Origin of the sequence: Roseovarius mucosus DSM 17069 (genome assembly GCF_000768555.3) — a bacterium.
In the GTDB taxonomy this organism is placed as follows: Bacteria; Pseudomonadota; Alphaproteobacteria; order Rhodobacterales; family Rhodobacteraceae; genus Roseovarius; species Roseovarius mucosus.
Genome location: NZ_KN293975.1, coordinates 413,844 through 428,800 on the forward strand (window position 1 = coordinate 413,844; position 14,957 = coordinate 428,800).

The 14,957-nt window shown below is 63.7% G+C and carries 10 protein-coding genes and 1 pseudogene; 4 read left to right on the forward strand and 7 right to left on the reverse strand.

What is annotated here, in order from left to right; all coding sequences use genetic code 11:
- Positions 1–26: 26 nt before the first annotated feature.
- The 7 genes and pseudogenes from ROSMUC_RS02085 to bchF all read right to left on the reverse strand — a co-directional run bounded on the left by ROSMUC_RS02085 (position 27) and on the right by bchF (position 10,039).
- Positions 27–1,469 carry a PucC family protein gene (locus ROSMUC_RS02085; RefSeq protein WP_037269009.1) on the reverse strand — a complete coding sequence of 481 codons (1,443 nt, stop codon included), beginning with the start codon at positions 1,467–1,469 and terminating at the stop codon, positions 27–29.
- Positions 1,466–2,188, reverse strand: coding sequence for a magnesium protoporphyrin IX methyltransferase (gene bchM / locus ROSMUC_RS02090; RefSeq protein WP_037269010.1), 723 nt, complete (start codon positions 2,186–2,188; stop codon positions 1,466–1,468). The genes ROSMUC_RS02085 and bchM overlap by 4 nt, the downstream gene beginning before the upstream one ends.
- A complete protein-coding gene (gene bchL, locus ROSMUC_RS02095; RefSeq protein ID WP_037269012.1) occupies positions 2,188–3,084 on the reverse strand; it encodes a ferredoxin:protochlorophyllide reductase (ATP-dependent) iron-sulfur ATP-binding protein in 897 nt (298 codons plus the stop codon). The genes bchM and bchL overlap by 1 nt, the downstream gene beginning before the upstream one ends.
- Before the next feature lie 112 nt (positions 3,085–3,196).
- Positions 3,197–6,755, reverse strand: a pseudogene (locus ROSMUC_RS02100) (magnesium chelatase subunit H).
- A complete protein-coding gene (gene bchB / locus ROSMUC_RS02105; protein ID WP_037269013.1) occupies positions 6,745–8,277 on the reverse strand; it encodes a ferredoxin:protochlorophyllide reductase (ATP-dependent) subunit B in 1,533 nt (510 codons plus the stop codon). Before bchB ends, ROSMUC_RS02100 begins: the two are co-directional and overlap by 11 nt.
- The gene (locus tag ROSMUC_RS02110) at positions 8,274–9,554 is read right to left on the reverse strand and encodes a ferredoxin:protochlorophyllide reductase (ATP-dependent) subunit N (RefSeq protein ID WP_037269015.1); all 1,281 of its coding nucleotides are present in this window, start codon (positions 9,552–9,554) and stop codon (positions 8,274–8,276) included. Before ROSMUC_RS02110 ends, bchB begins: the two co-directional genes overlap by 4 nt.
- Positions 9,551–10,039: a 2-vinyl bacteriochlorophyllide hydratase gene (bchF, locus tag ROSMUC_RS02115; RefSeq protein ID WP_037269016.1), complete on the reverse strand. Its 489-nt coding sequence runs from the start codon at positions 10,037–10,039 to the stop codon at positions 9,551–9,553. The genes ROSMUC_RS02110 and bchF overlap by 4 nt, the downstream gene beginning before the upstream one ends.
- A 386-nt stretch (positions 10,040–10,425) precedes the next feature.
- On the opposite strand from bchF, the gene ROSMUC_RS02120 reads away from it, so the two are divergent.
- The 4 genes from ROSMUC_RS02120 (at position 10,426) to ROSMUC_RS02135 (ending at position 14,956) form a co-directional block, all read left to right on the forward strand.
- Positions 10,426–11,220 (forward strand): cobalamin B12-binding domain-containing protein, encoded by a 795-nt coding sequence (locus ROSMUC_RS02120; RefSeq protein ID WP_245875094.1) that lies wholly within the window; start codon positions 10,426–10,428, stop codon positions 11,218–11,220.
- A 108-nt stretch (positions 11,221–11,328) separates the two neighbouring features.
- Entirely contained in the window at positions 11,329–12,687 is a 1,359-nt protein-coding gene (gene ppsR / locus ROSMUC_RS02125; RefSeq protein WP_102105852.1) for a transcriptional regulator PpsR, read from the forward strand.
- A gap of 68 nt (positions 12,688–12,755) precedes the next feature.
- The gene (gene chlG, locus ROSMUC_RS02130) at positions 12,756–13,667 is read left to right on the forward strand and encodes a chlorophyll synthase ChlG (protein ID WP_037269021.1); all 912 of its coding nucleotides are present in this window, start codon (positions 12,756–12,758) and stop codon (positions 13,665–13,667) included.
- On the forward strand, positions 13,664–14,956 hold the full coding sequence (locus ROSMUC_RS02135; protein WP_037269024.1) for a BCD family MFS transporter: 1,293 nt from the start codon (positions 13,664–13,666) through the stop codon (positions 14,954–14,956). The genes chlG and ROSMUC_RS02135 overlap by 4 nt, the downstream gene beginning before the upstream one ends.
- The last annotated feature ends 1 nt before the right edge of the window (position 14,957 follow it).

Sequence of the window (14,957 nt, forward strand, 5' to 3'; positions counted from 1 at the left end):
TCAGACTCCTTTCGAGCGATCGCAGGTCATGTGGGGAAATCGGCCAGCCCGATGCGGCCGCCCCCGGATTGGGTTGTGCTGCCGGATTGCTTGAACCGCACAAGCGGCCCGAGCACGGCAAGGGTAATGAACAAAAGGGCAATTTCCCCGTGGTAAACGACGGAATAGCCGGTGGCGGGGGTGCTCAGCGCCTCGCCCATCTGTCCCGAGAGGGCGAGATGATTGACGACGTCGCGCACGCCACCGCCGATGGCGATCGAGAGACCCGCCGCCGTCGCCTGTGCTGCGCCCCAGGCGCCAAGCGCCAGTCCATGTCCGGTCATGCCGCTTGCGGCGAGGGCCATTGCAGCGGTCAATGTCGAGACCGCGAAAAGCCCGCCGCCAAGGCCAATCAGGCCTGCCCCGGCGAAAAAGAGTGCAGGGGCCTGCATCGGCGCGGAGAAGATCACGGTTGAAAAGGCCGCGATCCCGATCAAGAGGCCGGTGCCCGCCATGCGGTAGGCATTGGCTCCCCGCAAGAGCGCACGGCCGGCAAGACCAAAGCCGATCAGCGCGCCAATCGCCCAGATCGAGGTCAGCATCGTGGTCGAGGACACGGACAGCCCCAGCACCTCGCCGCCATAGGGCTCAAGCAGCACATCCTGCATGTTGAAGGCCATGGTGCCAAGGAACACAACCGCCAGCAGCCGCCCCGCTGTGCCCCCTGCCATCAAATCCGCCCAAGCGGCGCGAAACTCGGGGCGCGGGGCCGCGCGCTCTTCGCGGCTCATGGGGTTGAGTTTTTCCTGCTTCCAGAGCGCCACAAGGTTCAAAAGGATGCCGGCCAACGCTGCCCCCTGTACCACGCGTACCAGCGTGAAGGGGGCGAAATCCCGCAAGAGCCAGCCGATCACGATGGCCGAAATCGCCATGCCCAGGAGGAACATGACGTAAAGCAGCGCCACGACGCGGGGCCGCGTTTCATCTGTTGCGCGGTCGCTAGCCAAGGCCAGTCCGGCGGTCTGTGTCATGTGCAGGCCAAGGCCCGTCATGAGGAACGCCAGAGCCGCCAACACCTCGCCCGCCCAGGTCGGCCCCACCTCTTGTTGGCCCGACAAAACCAAAAGCGCGAAGGGCATGACCGCAAGGCCGCCCATCTGCCAGAGCGAGCCGAACCAGAGATAGGGAATGCGCTTCCACCCCAAGGCGGAGCGGTGTGTGTCTGACCGGAACCCCAGCAGCGCCCGGAACGGCGCGATCAGCACCGGCAGCGCGATCATCGCCGCGACCACGAGGGCCGGGACCGAAAGCTCGACGATCATCACGCGGTTGAGCGTGCCCAGAAGGAGCACCGTGGCCATCCCCACCGACACCTGAAAGAGCGACAGGCGCAGGAGTTGCCCGAGCGGCAGCCCCTCGCTCGCGGCATCGGCAAAGGGCAGCCAGCGCGTGGTCAGTGCCATCAGCGGAGAGGGGCGGCGCGTGCTCATCTGTGAACCTCCATCGCCTGAGAGATGTAAAAGCCGGAGGTCACGCGGGTCAGCGGACGCAGGGTGGCGGTGCTGCCTGCATAGCGCAGCGCCCGTTGTAGCCGTTTGGCCGAATGGGGCACCATGCTGGGCGAGCGGTCGGAGCGCGGGAAAAGCTTGCCCATGCGCCACATCGCCATAAGAAGCGGGGTGCGCGGGGCGACGGTAAAGATCACCGTGCCGGTGGTGCGAGCCGCCAACGCATCGAGCGCGCGCGCGAGGTCGGATTCGGTGTAATAGATCAGGCTGTCCATCGCGAGGACGTGATCAAACCGCCCAAGGGCAGCATCCAGCATGTCACCTGCGTGAAAGCTGACCTGCGGGGCAAGCGCATCGGGCAGCCGCCGCCGCGCCACCTCGATGAGGGCGGGGGAGATATCCACTGCCATCACCTCGGCGCCGCGCGCCGCCAGTTCCGCCGTCATCTGCCCGGCGCCGCAGCCCGCATCGAGAACCCGCAGCCCGCGCATGTCCTGCGGTAGCCGCGCCAGCATTTGCGCGCGCATCCGGTCGCGTCCAAGCCGCACCGTCTGGCGGATTTTTGAAACCGGCGCATCGCTCGTCAACCGCTCCCACACCTGGGTCGCGGTGCGGTCGAAATAGGTCTCGACCCGGTCGCGCGTCTGCGTCCAGTCATCTTGCGGTGCCCCAAGGGCCGGAGGTGCGCCGAAGTCCCGCATCAATCGAAGCCCAACAATTCAAAAATATCGCGGTCTTCCATTGGCGAGGGGGCCAGTGGATCGGTGCCGTTCCAGAGATGCTGCGCCAGGCCTGTGTAGATGTCGCGCACCATCTGCACCTCGTCATCCGTCTCCATCTCGAAGAGCGTCTTTTTCTTGAGGCGCGAGCGGCGGATGGCGTCGATATCGGGCATATGGGCGATCCGGTTAAAGCCCACCACATCGCAATAGCGGTCCACCTCATCGGTATCGCGGGACCGGTTCGCCACGCAGCCCGCTAGCCGCACCTTGTAATTGGCGGATTTGGCCTGCACGGCGGCGATGATCCGGTTCATCGCATAGATGCTGTCGAAATCATTGGCGGTGACGATCAGCGCCCGGTCAGCGTGCTGCAAAGGTGCTGCAAAACCACCGCAAACCACATCGCCCAGCACGTCGAAGATCACCACATCGGCATCATCGAGCATATGGTGCTGCTTGAGAAGCTTGACCGTCTGGCCAACGACATAGCCGCCACATCCGGTGCCGGCAGGGGGGCCACCGGCCTCGACGCATTTCACGCCGCCCCAACCCACGGTCACGAAATCCTCGGGGCGCAATTCTTCGGCGTGGAAATCCACGCTCTTGAGAATGTCGATCACCGTTGGCTGCAACTGTCCGGTGAGGGTAAAGGTGCTGTCGTGCTTGGGATCACAGCCGATCTGCAACACCCGCTTGCCCATTGCGGCAAAGGCCGCCGAGAGATTGGACGAGGTGGTCGATTTGCCGATTCCGCCCTTGCCATAGACCGAGAACACCTTGGCGCCTTCGATTTTCATATCGGCGTCCTGATGCACTTGCACCGATCCCTCGCCGTCCTGTCCCCTCAAGTTGGGAATGTCGTCGCGCGGGCTCATATGGTCCTCCAATCGGCTTGTGCCGTGATCTTGTGTTTCATCTGGCGAAAAATACCTCGGGGGTGTGGGGGCTGGCCCCCACTCCGACAGAGGTCACACTCGAAAAGCCTGGTCATTCTGCCGCCACCCCTTCCATCCGATCCTCCATCGCCGCCGCCGCAGATTGCAGCGCCGCGAGGGTCGCGGCATCGGTTTGCCAATAGGCGCGGTCATGCGCCTCAAGCAGGCGGTTCGCCATGCGCGAAGAGGCCACCGGGTTGAGATCGCTCAAGCGCTTGCGCATCACCTCATCAAGCACGAAGGTTTCGGAAATGCGCTGATAGATCCACGGCTCTACCTGTCCGGTGGTGGCCGACCAGCCCATCGTATTGGTGACATGCGCCTCGATCTGGCGCACGCCTTCGGCCCCGTGGCGCAACAGGCCTTCGTGGAATTTCGGGTTGAGCGAGCGGGCGCGGGTTTCCAGCGCCACCTGATCGGCCAATGTGCGCACGGTGCCTGTGCCGCGTGTGGTGTCGGAGATGTAGATCGCGGCCTCTTGCCCGCCACGCGCCCGGCGCACGGCGCGGGAAATCCCGCCCAGCGTGTCGAAATAATGGTCCACCGTGGTAACCCCCAGTTCGACCGACTCGAGGTTCTGATAGGCCACCTCGACCCGCTCAAGGGCAGCCTGCAGCAACGCGCCTTGGGCGGTCGCCTTGCCGTTGACGCCGTAGGCAAAGCCCTTGCGCGCCTGATAGGCATCGGCCAACTCGTCCTCGTCATCGAAGGCAGAGCTGTCGACCAGCTGATTGACGTTCGAGCCATAGGCGCCTTCGGCATTCGAGAATACGCGCAGCGCCGCCGTTTCCAGATCGCAGCCTGTTTTGGCCATCTGTGCGCGGACATGGGCGCGGATATAGTTCATCTCGTCGGGCTCATCGGCCCCGGCCGCCACCAGCGCCGCCTCGGCCAACATCCGTACCTGCAAGGGAAGCAGGTCGCGGAAAATGCCTGAGAGCGTCATCATCACGTCGATGCGCGGGCGGCCCAGCACCTCGAGCGGGATGAGGTCCGCGCCGGAGAGGCGGCCAAAGGAGTCGAACCGCGGTTTGGCCCCCATCAGTGCCAGAGCTTGCGCCATGGGCGCGCCGTCGGATTTGATATTGTCTGACCCCCAGAGCACGAGGGCCACCGAACGCGGCAGGCTTTTGTGGGTTTCCAGCAGGCGTGCCGCCTGACGCGCGCCATCGCGGCAGGCGAATTCGGTGGGCATGCGGAACGGATCGAAAGCATGGATATTGCGCCCCGTGGGCAGGATATCGGCCGAACGGATCAGGTCGCCGCCGGGCACGGGCGGGGTAAAGTGCCCGCCAAGCGCCCGCAGCAGCGCGGCAATCTCCGTCTCTTGCTGTAACATGGCATCCACCCGCGCCCGTGTTTCGGCATCGCTGCCGTCCATGATCTCGAGATATCCGGCGCGCGCCTCGGCGCTCATGGGACGACCCAGCACATGCAGGCCTTCGGGGATCAGCGCATCCTCGGTTTCCAGCAGTTTGAGCCAGAGTGTGTCGGGGTCGCGCCCCGCCCATGTCGACCGTCACGGCCTGCTCGGCGATCAGGGCGCGCAATTCCTCGCGCTCGGGCGCGTCGCCCGCCATTTCACGCCAGCGCTTGAGGCTGTCCTTGAGTTCCGCGAGCCCTTTGTAGAGGCCCGAGGCGGCCAAGGGCGGCGTCAGATGCGTCACCGTCACAGCCCCTGTGCGGCGTTTGGCGAGGCTCGCCTCGGAGGGGTTGTTGGAGGGGTAGAGATAGACATTGGGCATGTCGCCAATCAGCCGGTCCGGCCAGCAGGCTGGCCCCGGTCCGGCCTGTTTGCCCGGCATGAACTCCAGCGCGCCGTGCATCCCGAAATGCAAGAGCACATCGGCCTGAAAGCGGGTCTTGAGCCAGAGGTAGAATTGCGCGAAAGCATGGGTCGGGGCAAAGCCGCGCTCGAACAGAAGGCGCATCGGGTCGCCCTCATAACCAAAGGCCGGTTGCAAACCGACGAAGACATTGCCGAACTCGGCCCCGAGGATGAACACCCCGCGTCCGTCCGACTGCACCTTGCCGGGGGCAGCACCCCATTGCGCCTCGATCTCGCGCAGCCAGGGCGTGCCCGCCACGATGTCATCGGCGCTGACATGCGCGGCGATATTGGCCTCTTGCCCGTATTGGCGGGCGCTGCCCTCCAACACTGCCTTGCGCAAGTCCTCGACCGTTGCGGGCGGGGTCAGGTCATAGCCGCGCGCGGCCATGGCATGCAGCATGTTGTGCAGCGATTGAAAGACATCGAGATAGGCCGCCGTACCCGCCGCCCCGGCATTGGGCGGAAAGCCGAAGAGCACGATACCCACGCGGCGTGTAGCCACCTCTTGCCGCCGCAGATGGGCCAGCCGCGCGACCCGCGCCGCCAACATCTCGATCCGTTCGGGGCAGGGGGCCATCGCCTTGGCCCCGTCACCGGCGCAGCGGCGCGCGCAGCCGTCGCAGGCCGTATCGCCATGGCGCCCGGCAAAGACCGTGGGGTTGGTGGCCCCGTCGATCTCGGGCAGGGCCACGAGCATCGTTGTCTCGATCGGTCCCAATCCGCCCGCTGATCCAGCCCATTGTGCAAGGGTCTGAAATTCGAGCGGATGGGCGGCCACATAAGGCACGTCAAGGCGGCTCAGCACATCGACTGCGGCTGCGCTGTCATTATAGGCGGGGCCACCCACGAGGCTGAAGCCGGTCAGCGATACCAGCGTATCGACACGTCCCTCGAAAAACCGCTCGACCGCCGGGCGGCCATCAAGCCCCGAGGCAAAGGCCGGGATCACCTTGAGGCCGCGCGCCTCGAATGCCCGGATCACTGCGTCGTAATGCGCGTGATCGCCCGAGAGCACATAGCTGCGCATGACCAAGAGGCCGACAGTGCCGGTGGTTTCTTGCGGTGCGGGCAGGCGGGCGAGGTCGGTCGTGATGCGCTCGGGCAGGTCGGGATGATAGAGACCCACCTCGGGGTAATCCTGCGGCGCGGGGGCGCGCAGCGCGCGAAAGCGGGCCTCGTGACCATAGCGCGACATGAGGAACCGCAGCATTGCCTCGATATTGTCGTCGGAGGTGCCCAGCCAGTATTGCATGACGAGGAACCATGCGCGCAGGTCCTGCGCCTTGCCGGGGATATATTTCAGGATGCGCGGCAGGCGACGCAGCATCTTCATCTTTTTCTCACCCGATTCCGCCGACGGCTTGTCCGTGCCGCGCAACCGCTTGATCAGCTTGCGCGCACCGGTTTCGGGGGCGGCCATGTCAAGCGTGCCCATGCGGGTCAGTTTCACGATTTGGGCATCGGCGATGATGCCAATCATCGCGTCACAGTGATCGCGCCGTGCGCGCAGGTCCGGCAGGATCGCCCGGATGTGATCTTCGAGAAAAAGCAGGCTGATGAGGATCAGGTCGCCGCGCGCGATATCGGCGCGGGCGGCGTCGAGTGCCGTTGGATTCTCGCCCCATTCGGCGGCGGCATGGACCTTGAGCGTTAGGCCGGGAAATTCCGCCGCCATCCTCTCGGCCACCCGCGCGCAGGCCCCTGCCGCGTGGGCATCCAGCGTGAGGATCACGACGCGGTAGGGGGCCGTTGTGGCCGGGGGGATCACGTCATCGCGCATAATGGGCCTTTGCCTCGTAAAGCGTGTCGATGCCGATTTCGTTCAGCCCCTTTTGCGAGGCGAAAATCTCGGTGTTGCGCCGGGCCTTGCCGCGCACGAAGAAGGGGATCTTCTTGAGTTCGCGTTCGGCGTCGGCCAGCCAGACCACCACGTCGGATGTTTTGGCGGGTGTGTCTGTCGGGGCTGGCGACTCTGCCGGGGCCTTGGCTGTGTGCTGTCCGCCATGATGGCTGGCTCCAGCGGCGTCGTGGAATTCAAAATCGTCGCGGAACATATGCAAGAGGTGCTCTTCCAGCCCCATCACCAGCGGGTGCACCCAAGTATCAAAGATTACATTGGCCCCCTCGATCCCCATCTGCGGGGAATAGCGGGCCGGGAAATCCTGAACATGGACGGGGGCCGAGATCACGGCGCAGGGGATACCCAGCCGTTTGCCGATCATCCGCTCCATCTGGGTGCCGAGGATCATTTCGGGGGCGGCGGCCTCGATCGCGGCCTCAACCTCTAGATAGTCGTCCGTGATCAGCGCGGTCAGACCGTATTCCTTGGCCAACGACCGAATGGGACGCGCCATTTCGCGGTTATAGCAACCAAGGCCGACCACCTCGAACCCCATCTCGTTACGGGCGATGCGGGCAGCGGCGGCGGCATGGGTGCCATCGCCAAAGATGAACACGCGCTTGCCGGTCAGATAGGTGCTGTCAACGCTGGCCGAATACCAAGGCAGGCGCAGTCGCTCTTCATCCATTGCCTGAGGAACATTCGCCAACGTGCTGACTTCGCGAATGAAATCGCGGGTAGCGCCGACGCCGATAGGGACAGTCTTGGTAAAGGGCAAGCCCAATTCCCGCTCCATCCAACGGCAGGCACTCTCGCCTGTCTCGGGATACATCAGCACGTTGAAATGGGCCGCCCCCAGACGGGTGATGTCGGAGGGGGACGCGCCATAGGGGGCGCAGACATTCACGGCGATGCCCATGTCGGCCAGCATGCCGGTCAGTTCGGTGATGTCGTCGCGGTGGCGAAAGCCGAGGGCCGTCGGCCCGATCAGATTACAGCTGACATGGGCGGTTTTCTCTGCCGGTTTGGCCAGGGCGCGGGTGATCTGAAAAAACGTCTCATCCGCGCCGAAGTTTTCCTTGCGCTGATAGCTGGGCAATTCCAGCGCGATAACCGGGACGGGAAGGCCCATCATTTCGGCCATGCCGCCGGGATCGTCCTGAATAAGTTCTGCGGTGCAGGAGGCCCCGACGATCATCGCTTCTGGCTGGAAACGGTCATAGGCAGCCTGACAGGCGGTCTTGAAGAGATTGGCGGTGTCGGCCCCAAGGTCGCGCGCCTGAAACGTAGTGTAGGTGACGGGCGGGCGGTGGTTGCGCCGCTCGATCATGGTAAAGAGCAGGTCGGCATAGGTATCGCCCTGCGGTGCGTGCAGGACGTAATGCAGCCCCTTCATTGCGGTTGCGACGCGCATCGCGCCGACATGCGGCGGGCCTTCATAGGTCCAAAGTGTGAGCTTCATGATGCTGCCCCCAGTTTGAGAGCCGCGCGGCGGCGCATCGGGCGCGAGAAGAGCCCCGCAAGATCGCCTGCCTGTTCGTAGAAATGCACCGGGGTAAAGACCAGCTCGATCGCCCATTTGGTCGCCAATCCCTCGGCCTCGAGTGGGTTGGCGAGACCCAGACCGCAGACGGTTAGATCGGGCTGCGCCGCGCGGCAGCGGTCGAGTTGCCGCTCGACATCCTGCCCTTCGGTCAGTTGCGGGCCCGCCTCGAGCAGATCGAGATCGGGACCGAGGATGTGTTTGTGCAGGAAAGGCGCGCCCACCTCGACGGCGCGCATGCCACATTCGCGAGTCAGGAACCGAGCCAGCGGGATTTCCAACTGGCTATCGGGAAAGAAAAAGATCGACTTGCCACGCAGGCTTTCGGCGGCCTGGGCCACGGCGCGGGTCGCACGGGCGCGCGGGGCGGCGGTGACACGCTCGAACGTCGCATCGTCCACGCCGAATTCATCTGCGACGGCGCGCAACCAGCCGGTCGTGCCCTCTGCGCCAAAGGGGAAGGGCGCCGGGATATGCCGTGCGCCGCGCCGCTCGAGTGCTGCAAGCGTATCGCCAAGGAAGGGCTGCAAGAGGGCAAAGACGGTGTTTGGACCCACGCTAAGCGGATCATCGGCCCGGCGCGCCGGAAGGATCGCAACACTGGTGATGCCCATCTGGGCCAAGAGGTCGCGGGCCTGATCCTCGACCACATCCGGCAGCGCGCCCACCAGCATCAATTGCCGGGCATCGGTTGCGGGCAGGGAAGGGACCATGGAGGCAAGGCAGGCATCCTCGCCTTGGGTAAAGGTGGTCTCGATGCCCGAGCCGGAATAGTTCAGCACCCGCACATGCGGGGCGTGCTGCAGGCTCAGCCGTTCGGCGGCACGGGCGAGATCGAGCTTGATCACTTCGGACGGGCAAGATCCTACAAGGAAGAGTTGCCGGATATCGGGACGCCGCGCGATGAGGCGACCAACCTCACGCTCCAACTCGACCTGAGCATCGGCGAGACCGGCAAGGTCAGTCTCTTCCAGAATGGCTGTGCCAAATCGTGGCTCGGCAAAGATCATAACGCCGGCCGCGGATTGCAGCAGATGCGCGCAGGTGCGCGAGCCAACCACGAGAAAGAACGCATCCTGCATCTTGCGATGCAGCCAGATGATGCCGGTCAGGCCGCAAAATACCTCGTGCTGACCGCGTTCACGCAACACGGGGGCGTCGCGGCAACCTGTGCTGGGAGGCGTGTCAAAGCTCATGCCGCCTCTCCTGCCTGAAGGCGCGCCATGCGCAGTTTCCACAGGAATTGTCCGGCGTTGATGACGTAGGCCGCGTAGGCCGCGAGCGCGAGACCCATCAAGGCCTGTGGGGTCAGTGCGTGGGTCCAGAGAGCCCAGAGGTAGGCGGTGTGCAGCGCGATGACGCCAAAACTGAACACGTCTTCCCAAAAGAACGCAGGCGCAAAGAGATACTGGCCGAACACGACCTTTTCCCAGATCGCGCCTGTCACCATGATGAGGTAGAGCACGCCGGTCTTGATCAAGATGGACCAGGTCGCAGCGGCAAATCCGTCGCCGGTGACGAGGTAGCGTAGCACAAGCCCGAGCGAGATCAGAAATACCAGGAATTGCACCGGTGCGAGAATGCCCTGCACCAGAGTCCAGACCGTTGCATCGCGGCGTTCACGCTCTGCGGCGGTGTAGAGCGTCCCGGTCGCTTGTTGATGATGCGCCTGCCGCGCCATATCCCCTCCGGTCCCGTGTCTCTGGCCTGTCTTGATGCTACGTCCTGAGGGTCAAATGTGTCAATTATAATTTACACTTTTGATCCCGGATAACTTGTCATGCAATCTGGACGGCGTCCGGGCAAGCGCGGTGCTGTGCGGCGGGAGCGGCATTTTTGGGCGCTGGATCGGTCAATATTCGTGCAGTTTAGCCAAATTCGCGAGGGATTGGAGTGGAGGTCTGATTTGTTGCCCGAGTCTGTCAGGATAATTTGACATTTGATCCCTGCGCCCGCACACTAGTTATACGGAGCAGGAAACGCGCCCCCCTTTGTCCCGTGTGCGATTCGCAGTATAGCGATACGCAGAGGATCGCGGGATAGTAGGGTCGCCTGGGAGGGCAACGCATGAGGGAACCCGACGACAGCGGGTCTGGTCCGCAAGCATCAGGGATACGGTTTCTTGTCGAATCCGCCTTGCGAAAGGTGGCGCTCGACAAGCAGGGCGGGGATATCCCCAAGAGCCGTGGTGAATGGATCACGCGGCTCTGTGCGGCCTTGACTGACGAGTCCGAGGCGGCGCATCAGCGCGTCATCGCCTCGATGGTGGCCAACGGCATCTCGTCGAGCGAGATTTACCAGACCTATGTGCCCGATGCCGCGCGCTTTCTGGGCGAAATGTGGGTGCAGGACAAGGCCAGCTTTGTCGATGTGACCGTCGGCGCGGCCCGGCTTCAGGCGCTGTTCCGCTCGCGGGATGCGGCTGATCTGGGCGGCTGGATGGATCGCAGTATCCCGCTTGGTCAATCGGTGCTGATGATCGTGCCGACATTCGAGGATCACTCGATCGGCGCATTTGTCGCGGCGGATCAGTTCCGCCGACATGGTATTTGGGTTCACATGGCCATCGGGCTTGAGGATGAGGAGCTGAAACACCTGCTGGGCTCCGGCAGGTTCGCCATGGCCGGTATCACGGCGGGCAGTCTGAAAACGCTTGAACAATTGACGGAATTGATAGATTACCTACGTTCTAATTTGGACAGTTGTCCGCCCATCGTCATCGGGGGGCGGTTGGTGGACAAGCCGAGGGAAGTGGAAAAGCGGACTGGCGCGGATTTTGCAGTACGGACAGCACGGGAAGCGATTGAGCTGTGTGGTCTTGCATCCGTAGTTGATCCGTTGTCAATCGACGCAAACACGTAATCCGCGCGCCCTGCGCGCGAGAGTTGGGATAGCAGCGTGACGAAGCAGAACAGGACGTCTGAGCGGCCCCTAACGGGTGGATTGCCCGGGTCATCAAGTGTCGATCGCTTGATCGAGCAGGCATCTGACATCGCGGTCATGCTCGACGACAAATCACGTGTGACGGCCATTTCAGTGAGCCCGGATTTGCCAGAACTTGGTAGTCTTGAGCATTGGGTGGGGCGGGATTTCCGCAATTTCCTGACCACAGAAAGCCGCACCAAGTTTGATGCCCGACTGGCCGAGATGCGCGCTGATCCCGATGCCCTGCCGCGTCCTATCGAAATGAACCATCGCGACAATGCAAACTGGGAATTCCCGGTGCGCTACACGCTGCACTGCGAGCCTGACAGTGGCGGCGTCCTCTTGCTTGGGCGCGATATGCAGCCGCTGGCGGAGATTCAGCAGCGCCTGGTGCGCGAGCAAATGGCACGCGAGCGCGAGCTAGAGAAGTTTCGCGGCATCGAGACCTGTTACCGGGTTGTGCTTGAGGCATCGGAGACGCCGCTTGTGCTGGTCGAGCCGGATCAGGGGCGCATTCGTGACATCAATTCCGCGGGCGCACTCTTGCTTGGGTCCAAGCGGGACGTGCTGGCGGGCAATGCATTCGCGCAGGCCTTCGAGGGGCAGCGCCGGGGCGGGTTCATGGACCAGTTGCGTGCTGCTGCGGCCTCGGACGAGATCACAGGGGTCGAGGCTGTTGCGCGGCGCAATGGGCGTCTGGTGCAATTGAGCCCGGATTTCTTTCGCGCCTCCGGTGAGGTGTTGATGCTGTGCCGGATGGCGCCGGTCGAGGATGAAGAGGCGGCACGCCCCGAGTCGGCGCAATCGCTCACGGCGCTGTTTGAGGCGGCCAGCGATGCGATCGTGTTGCTCGACTCCAATGGTCTGGTTCGGGATGCGAACGAGGGCTTCTTGGTGTTGTCCGATGCGGCGCAATTGCGCGACGTACAGGGGCGCTCGATGGCGGATTTCCTGTCGCGCGGCAGCGTCGACCTCAAGCTTATTCTCGACAATACCCGCAAAACAGGGCGCATGCGCAGCTATGCCGCGCAGGTCCAGAGCATTGTGGGCACGCGCACGTCGGTGGATATTTCCGCTGCACGTCTGCGCGGACGCAATGCCGATCTGGGCGTTGGCCTGATCATCCGCGACACCAGCCCCCGCGATCTGCCCAGCGTCGAAGAAGCCTCGGCAGTGGTCAGCGAAGAGGCCATGCGCAATGTCATGGATCTTGTCGGCACCGCGTCGCTCAAGGAACTGGTATCTGCGACGTCGGACGTGGTCGAAAAGATGTGCATCGAAACCGCCGTGCGCCTGACCAACAACAACCGGGTTGCTGCGGCTGAGATGCTGGGCCTGTCGCGTCAGAGCCTCTATGTCAAACTGCGCAAGTTCGGGCTGATCAACGCACAGGATGACGAATAGGCGTTTGTGAACGCCTGTTTCAGAGAATTCCCTTCCCTCGCGATGGAATGTATAGTTTAATTGACACCATGAGTGTCACAGAGTCCTTACACATCGTGCGCCGCCTGCCAGAGCCTCGGGCCCTGCTGACCTTGATCAAGCCGATCACATGGTTCCCCCCGATTTGGGCCTATCTGTGCGGTGTGATCTCGTCGGGCGTTTCTCCCTTGAACAATTGGGGTCTGGTGATCCTTGGCATGGTGCTGGCGGGACCGGTGGTCTGTGGCATGAGTCAGGCTGCGAATGACTGGTGCGACCGGCATGTGGACGCGATCAACGAGCCGCACCGCCCGATTCCCTCGGGCCGCGTGCCGGGGCGTTGGGGGTTGTGGGTGGCTCTTGCGATGTCGGTGCTGGCGTTGGGGATGGGGGCGTTTCTCGGACCGTGGGGGTTTGGCGCGACAGTGTTCGGCGTGCTGGCGGCCTGGGCCTATTCGGCAGAGCCGGTGCGCCTCAAGCGGTCGGGCGTCTGGGGGCCGGGCCTTGTGGGGCTGTGTTATGAGGGGTTGCCGTGGTTCACTGGGGCGGCGGTGCTGGCCGCGGGCGCACCAAGCGGACCGGTCATCGCGATTGCGGCGCTCTACGCTATCGGCGCGCATGGCATCATGACACTCAATGATTTCAAGGCATTGGAGGGCGATCGTCAGATGGGCGTCTGTTCCTTGCCCGTCACCCTTGGCCCGGAACGCGCGGCGCGCGTGGCTTGTATCGTCATGGCCCTGCCGCAACTGGCGGTGATTGGCCTTTTGCTCGCCTGGGGCCGCCCGTGGCATGCTGCCGCAATTGGCGTGCTTGTGCTTGGCCAGTTCTGGGCGATGCGTATTCTTCTCTCTGATCCCAAGGGCCGTGCGCCTTGGTATAACGGAACAGGCGTGATGGCCTATGTCACCGGCATGATGATCGCGGCCTTTGCCCTGCGCATGATCGGAGGCGCGCCATGACGCTGAGTTGGCTACAAATTTTCCGTATGGGTCTGGTCCAGATGTGCCTTGGCGCGGTGGTGGTTCTGACCACATCGACGCTCAATCGCTTAATGGTGGTGGAATTGGCGCTGCCTGCGGTGTTGCCGGGCCTCTTGGTGGCGCTGCATTACGGGATACAGATCACGCGGCCCAATTGGGGCTATCTGTCGGACACAAGCGGGCATCGCACGCGGTGGATCATCGGCGGGATGGCGGTGCTGGCCTCGGGCGGGTATCTGGCGGCGTTGGCTGTCGTTTTGATGGACGCGCAATTCGGCCTCGGTCTGGCGCTGTCGATCCTCGCCTACGCGCTGATTGGTGTGGGCGTCGGTGCCTCGGGCACGTCGCTCTTGGCGCTCTTGGCCACGGCCACGGCCCCACGACGCCGGGCGGCGGCCGCCACGATCACCTGGCTCATGATGATCGGCGGCATCGCCGTGACTGCGACCGTGGTTGGCGGGTTTCTCGATCCCTACAGCCCGGCCTTGTTGTTGGAAATCGTCGGTGTCGTGGCGGTTGGTGCGGTCGTGCTGACGGCGGTTGCCATTCACGGCATCGAGGCGCGTGTCGGGGCGCAGCCTGCCCGCGCCGATGCGCCGGTGCGCTTTCGCGAAGGGCTGGCCGAGATCTGGGCCGAGCGCGAGGCGCGGCTTTTTACCATCTTCGTATTCCTGTCGATGACCGCCTATTTCATGCAGGAACTCATCCTAGAGCCCTATGCCGGGCTGGTGTTTCATTTCACCCCCGGCCAATCCACCCAACTGAGCGGCGCTCAGAATGGCGGGGTGTTCCTTGGGATGCTGACGGTCGGGGTCGCGGCGACTGGGCTGCGCCTTGGCTCGATCCGGCACTGGGTTGTGGCGGGCTGTCTGGGATCGGCTTCGGCGCTTGCAGCGATTGCGCTGCTCGGGGCCTCGGGCACGGCGGCGGCACTCGTCCCGATCGTCGTCGTGCTCGGGTTCTTTAACGGCATGTTCGCGGTGGGCGCGATTGGCGCGATGATGGCTCTTGCGGGGCAGGGGCGCGAGGCGCGCGAAGGCACGCGCATGGGGCTTTGGGGGGCGGCGCAGGCGATGGCCGCAGGCTTTGGCGGCCTGATGGGCGCGGCCTCGGTCGATCTCATGCGCCTTGTGTCCGATACGGATGCCTCGGCATTTGGCACGGTCTTTTTCCTTGAGGCCGGTCTATTCGTGCTCTCGGCGCTGATGGCGCTCAGGGTGATTGATCACGGTCGCGACCGGGGCGCGGCACTTGTTCCGGGGGAATGAC

Bases quoted from the DNA above. Each gene is read 5' to 3' on its own strand.
- ROSMUC_RS02135 (WP_037269024.1), top strand. From the start codon at position 13,664: ATGACGCTGAGTTGGCTACAAATTTTCCGTATGGGTCTGGTCCAGATG.
- bchM (WP_037269010.1), bottom strand. From the start codon at position 2,188: ATGCGGGACTTCGGCGCACCTCCGGCCCTTGGGGCACCGCAAGATGAC.
- bchF (WP_037269016.1), bottom strand. From the start codon at position 10,039: ATGGCGCGGCAGGCGCATCATCAACAAGCGACCGGGACGCTCTACACC.
- bchL (WP_037269012.1), bottom strand. From the start codon at position 3,084: ATGAGCCCGCGCGACGACATTCCCAACTTGAGGGGACAGGACGGCGAG.
- ROSMUC_RS02110 (WP_037269015.1), bottom strand. From the start codon at position 9,554: ATGAGCTTTGACACGCCTCCCAGCACAGGTTGCCGCGACGCCCCCGTG.
- bchB (WP_037269013.1), bottom strand. From the start codon at position 8,277: ATGAAGCTCACACTTTGGACCTATGAAGGCCCGCCGCATGTCGGCGCG.
- ROSMUC_RS02085 (WP_037269009.1), bottom strand. From the start codon at position 1,469: ATGAGCACGCGCCGCCCCTCTCCGCTGATGGCACTGACCACGCGCTGG.
- chlG (WP_037269021.1), top strand. From the start codon at position 12,756: ATGAGTGTCACAGAGTCCTTACACATCGTGCGCCGCCTGCCAGAGCCT.
- ROSMUC_RS02120 (WP_245875094.1), top strand. From the start codon at position 10,426: ATGAGGGAACCCGACGACAGCGGGTCTGGTCCGCAAGCATCAGGGATA.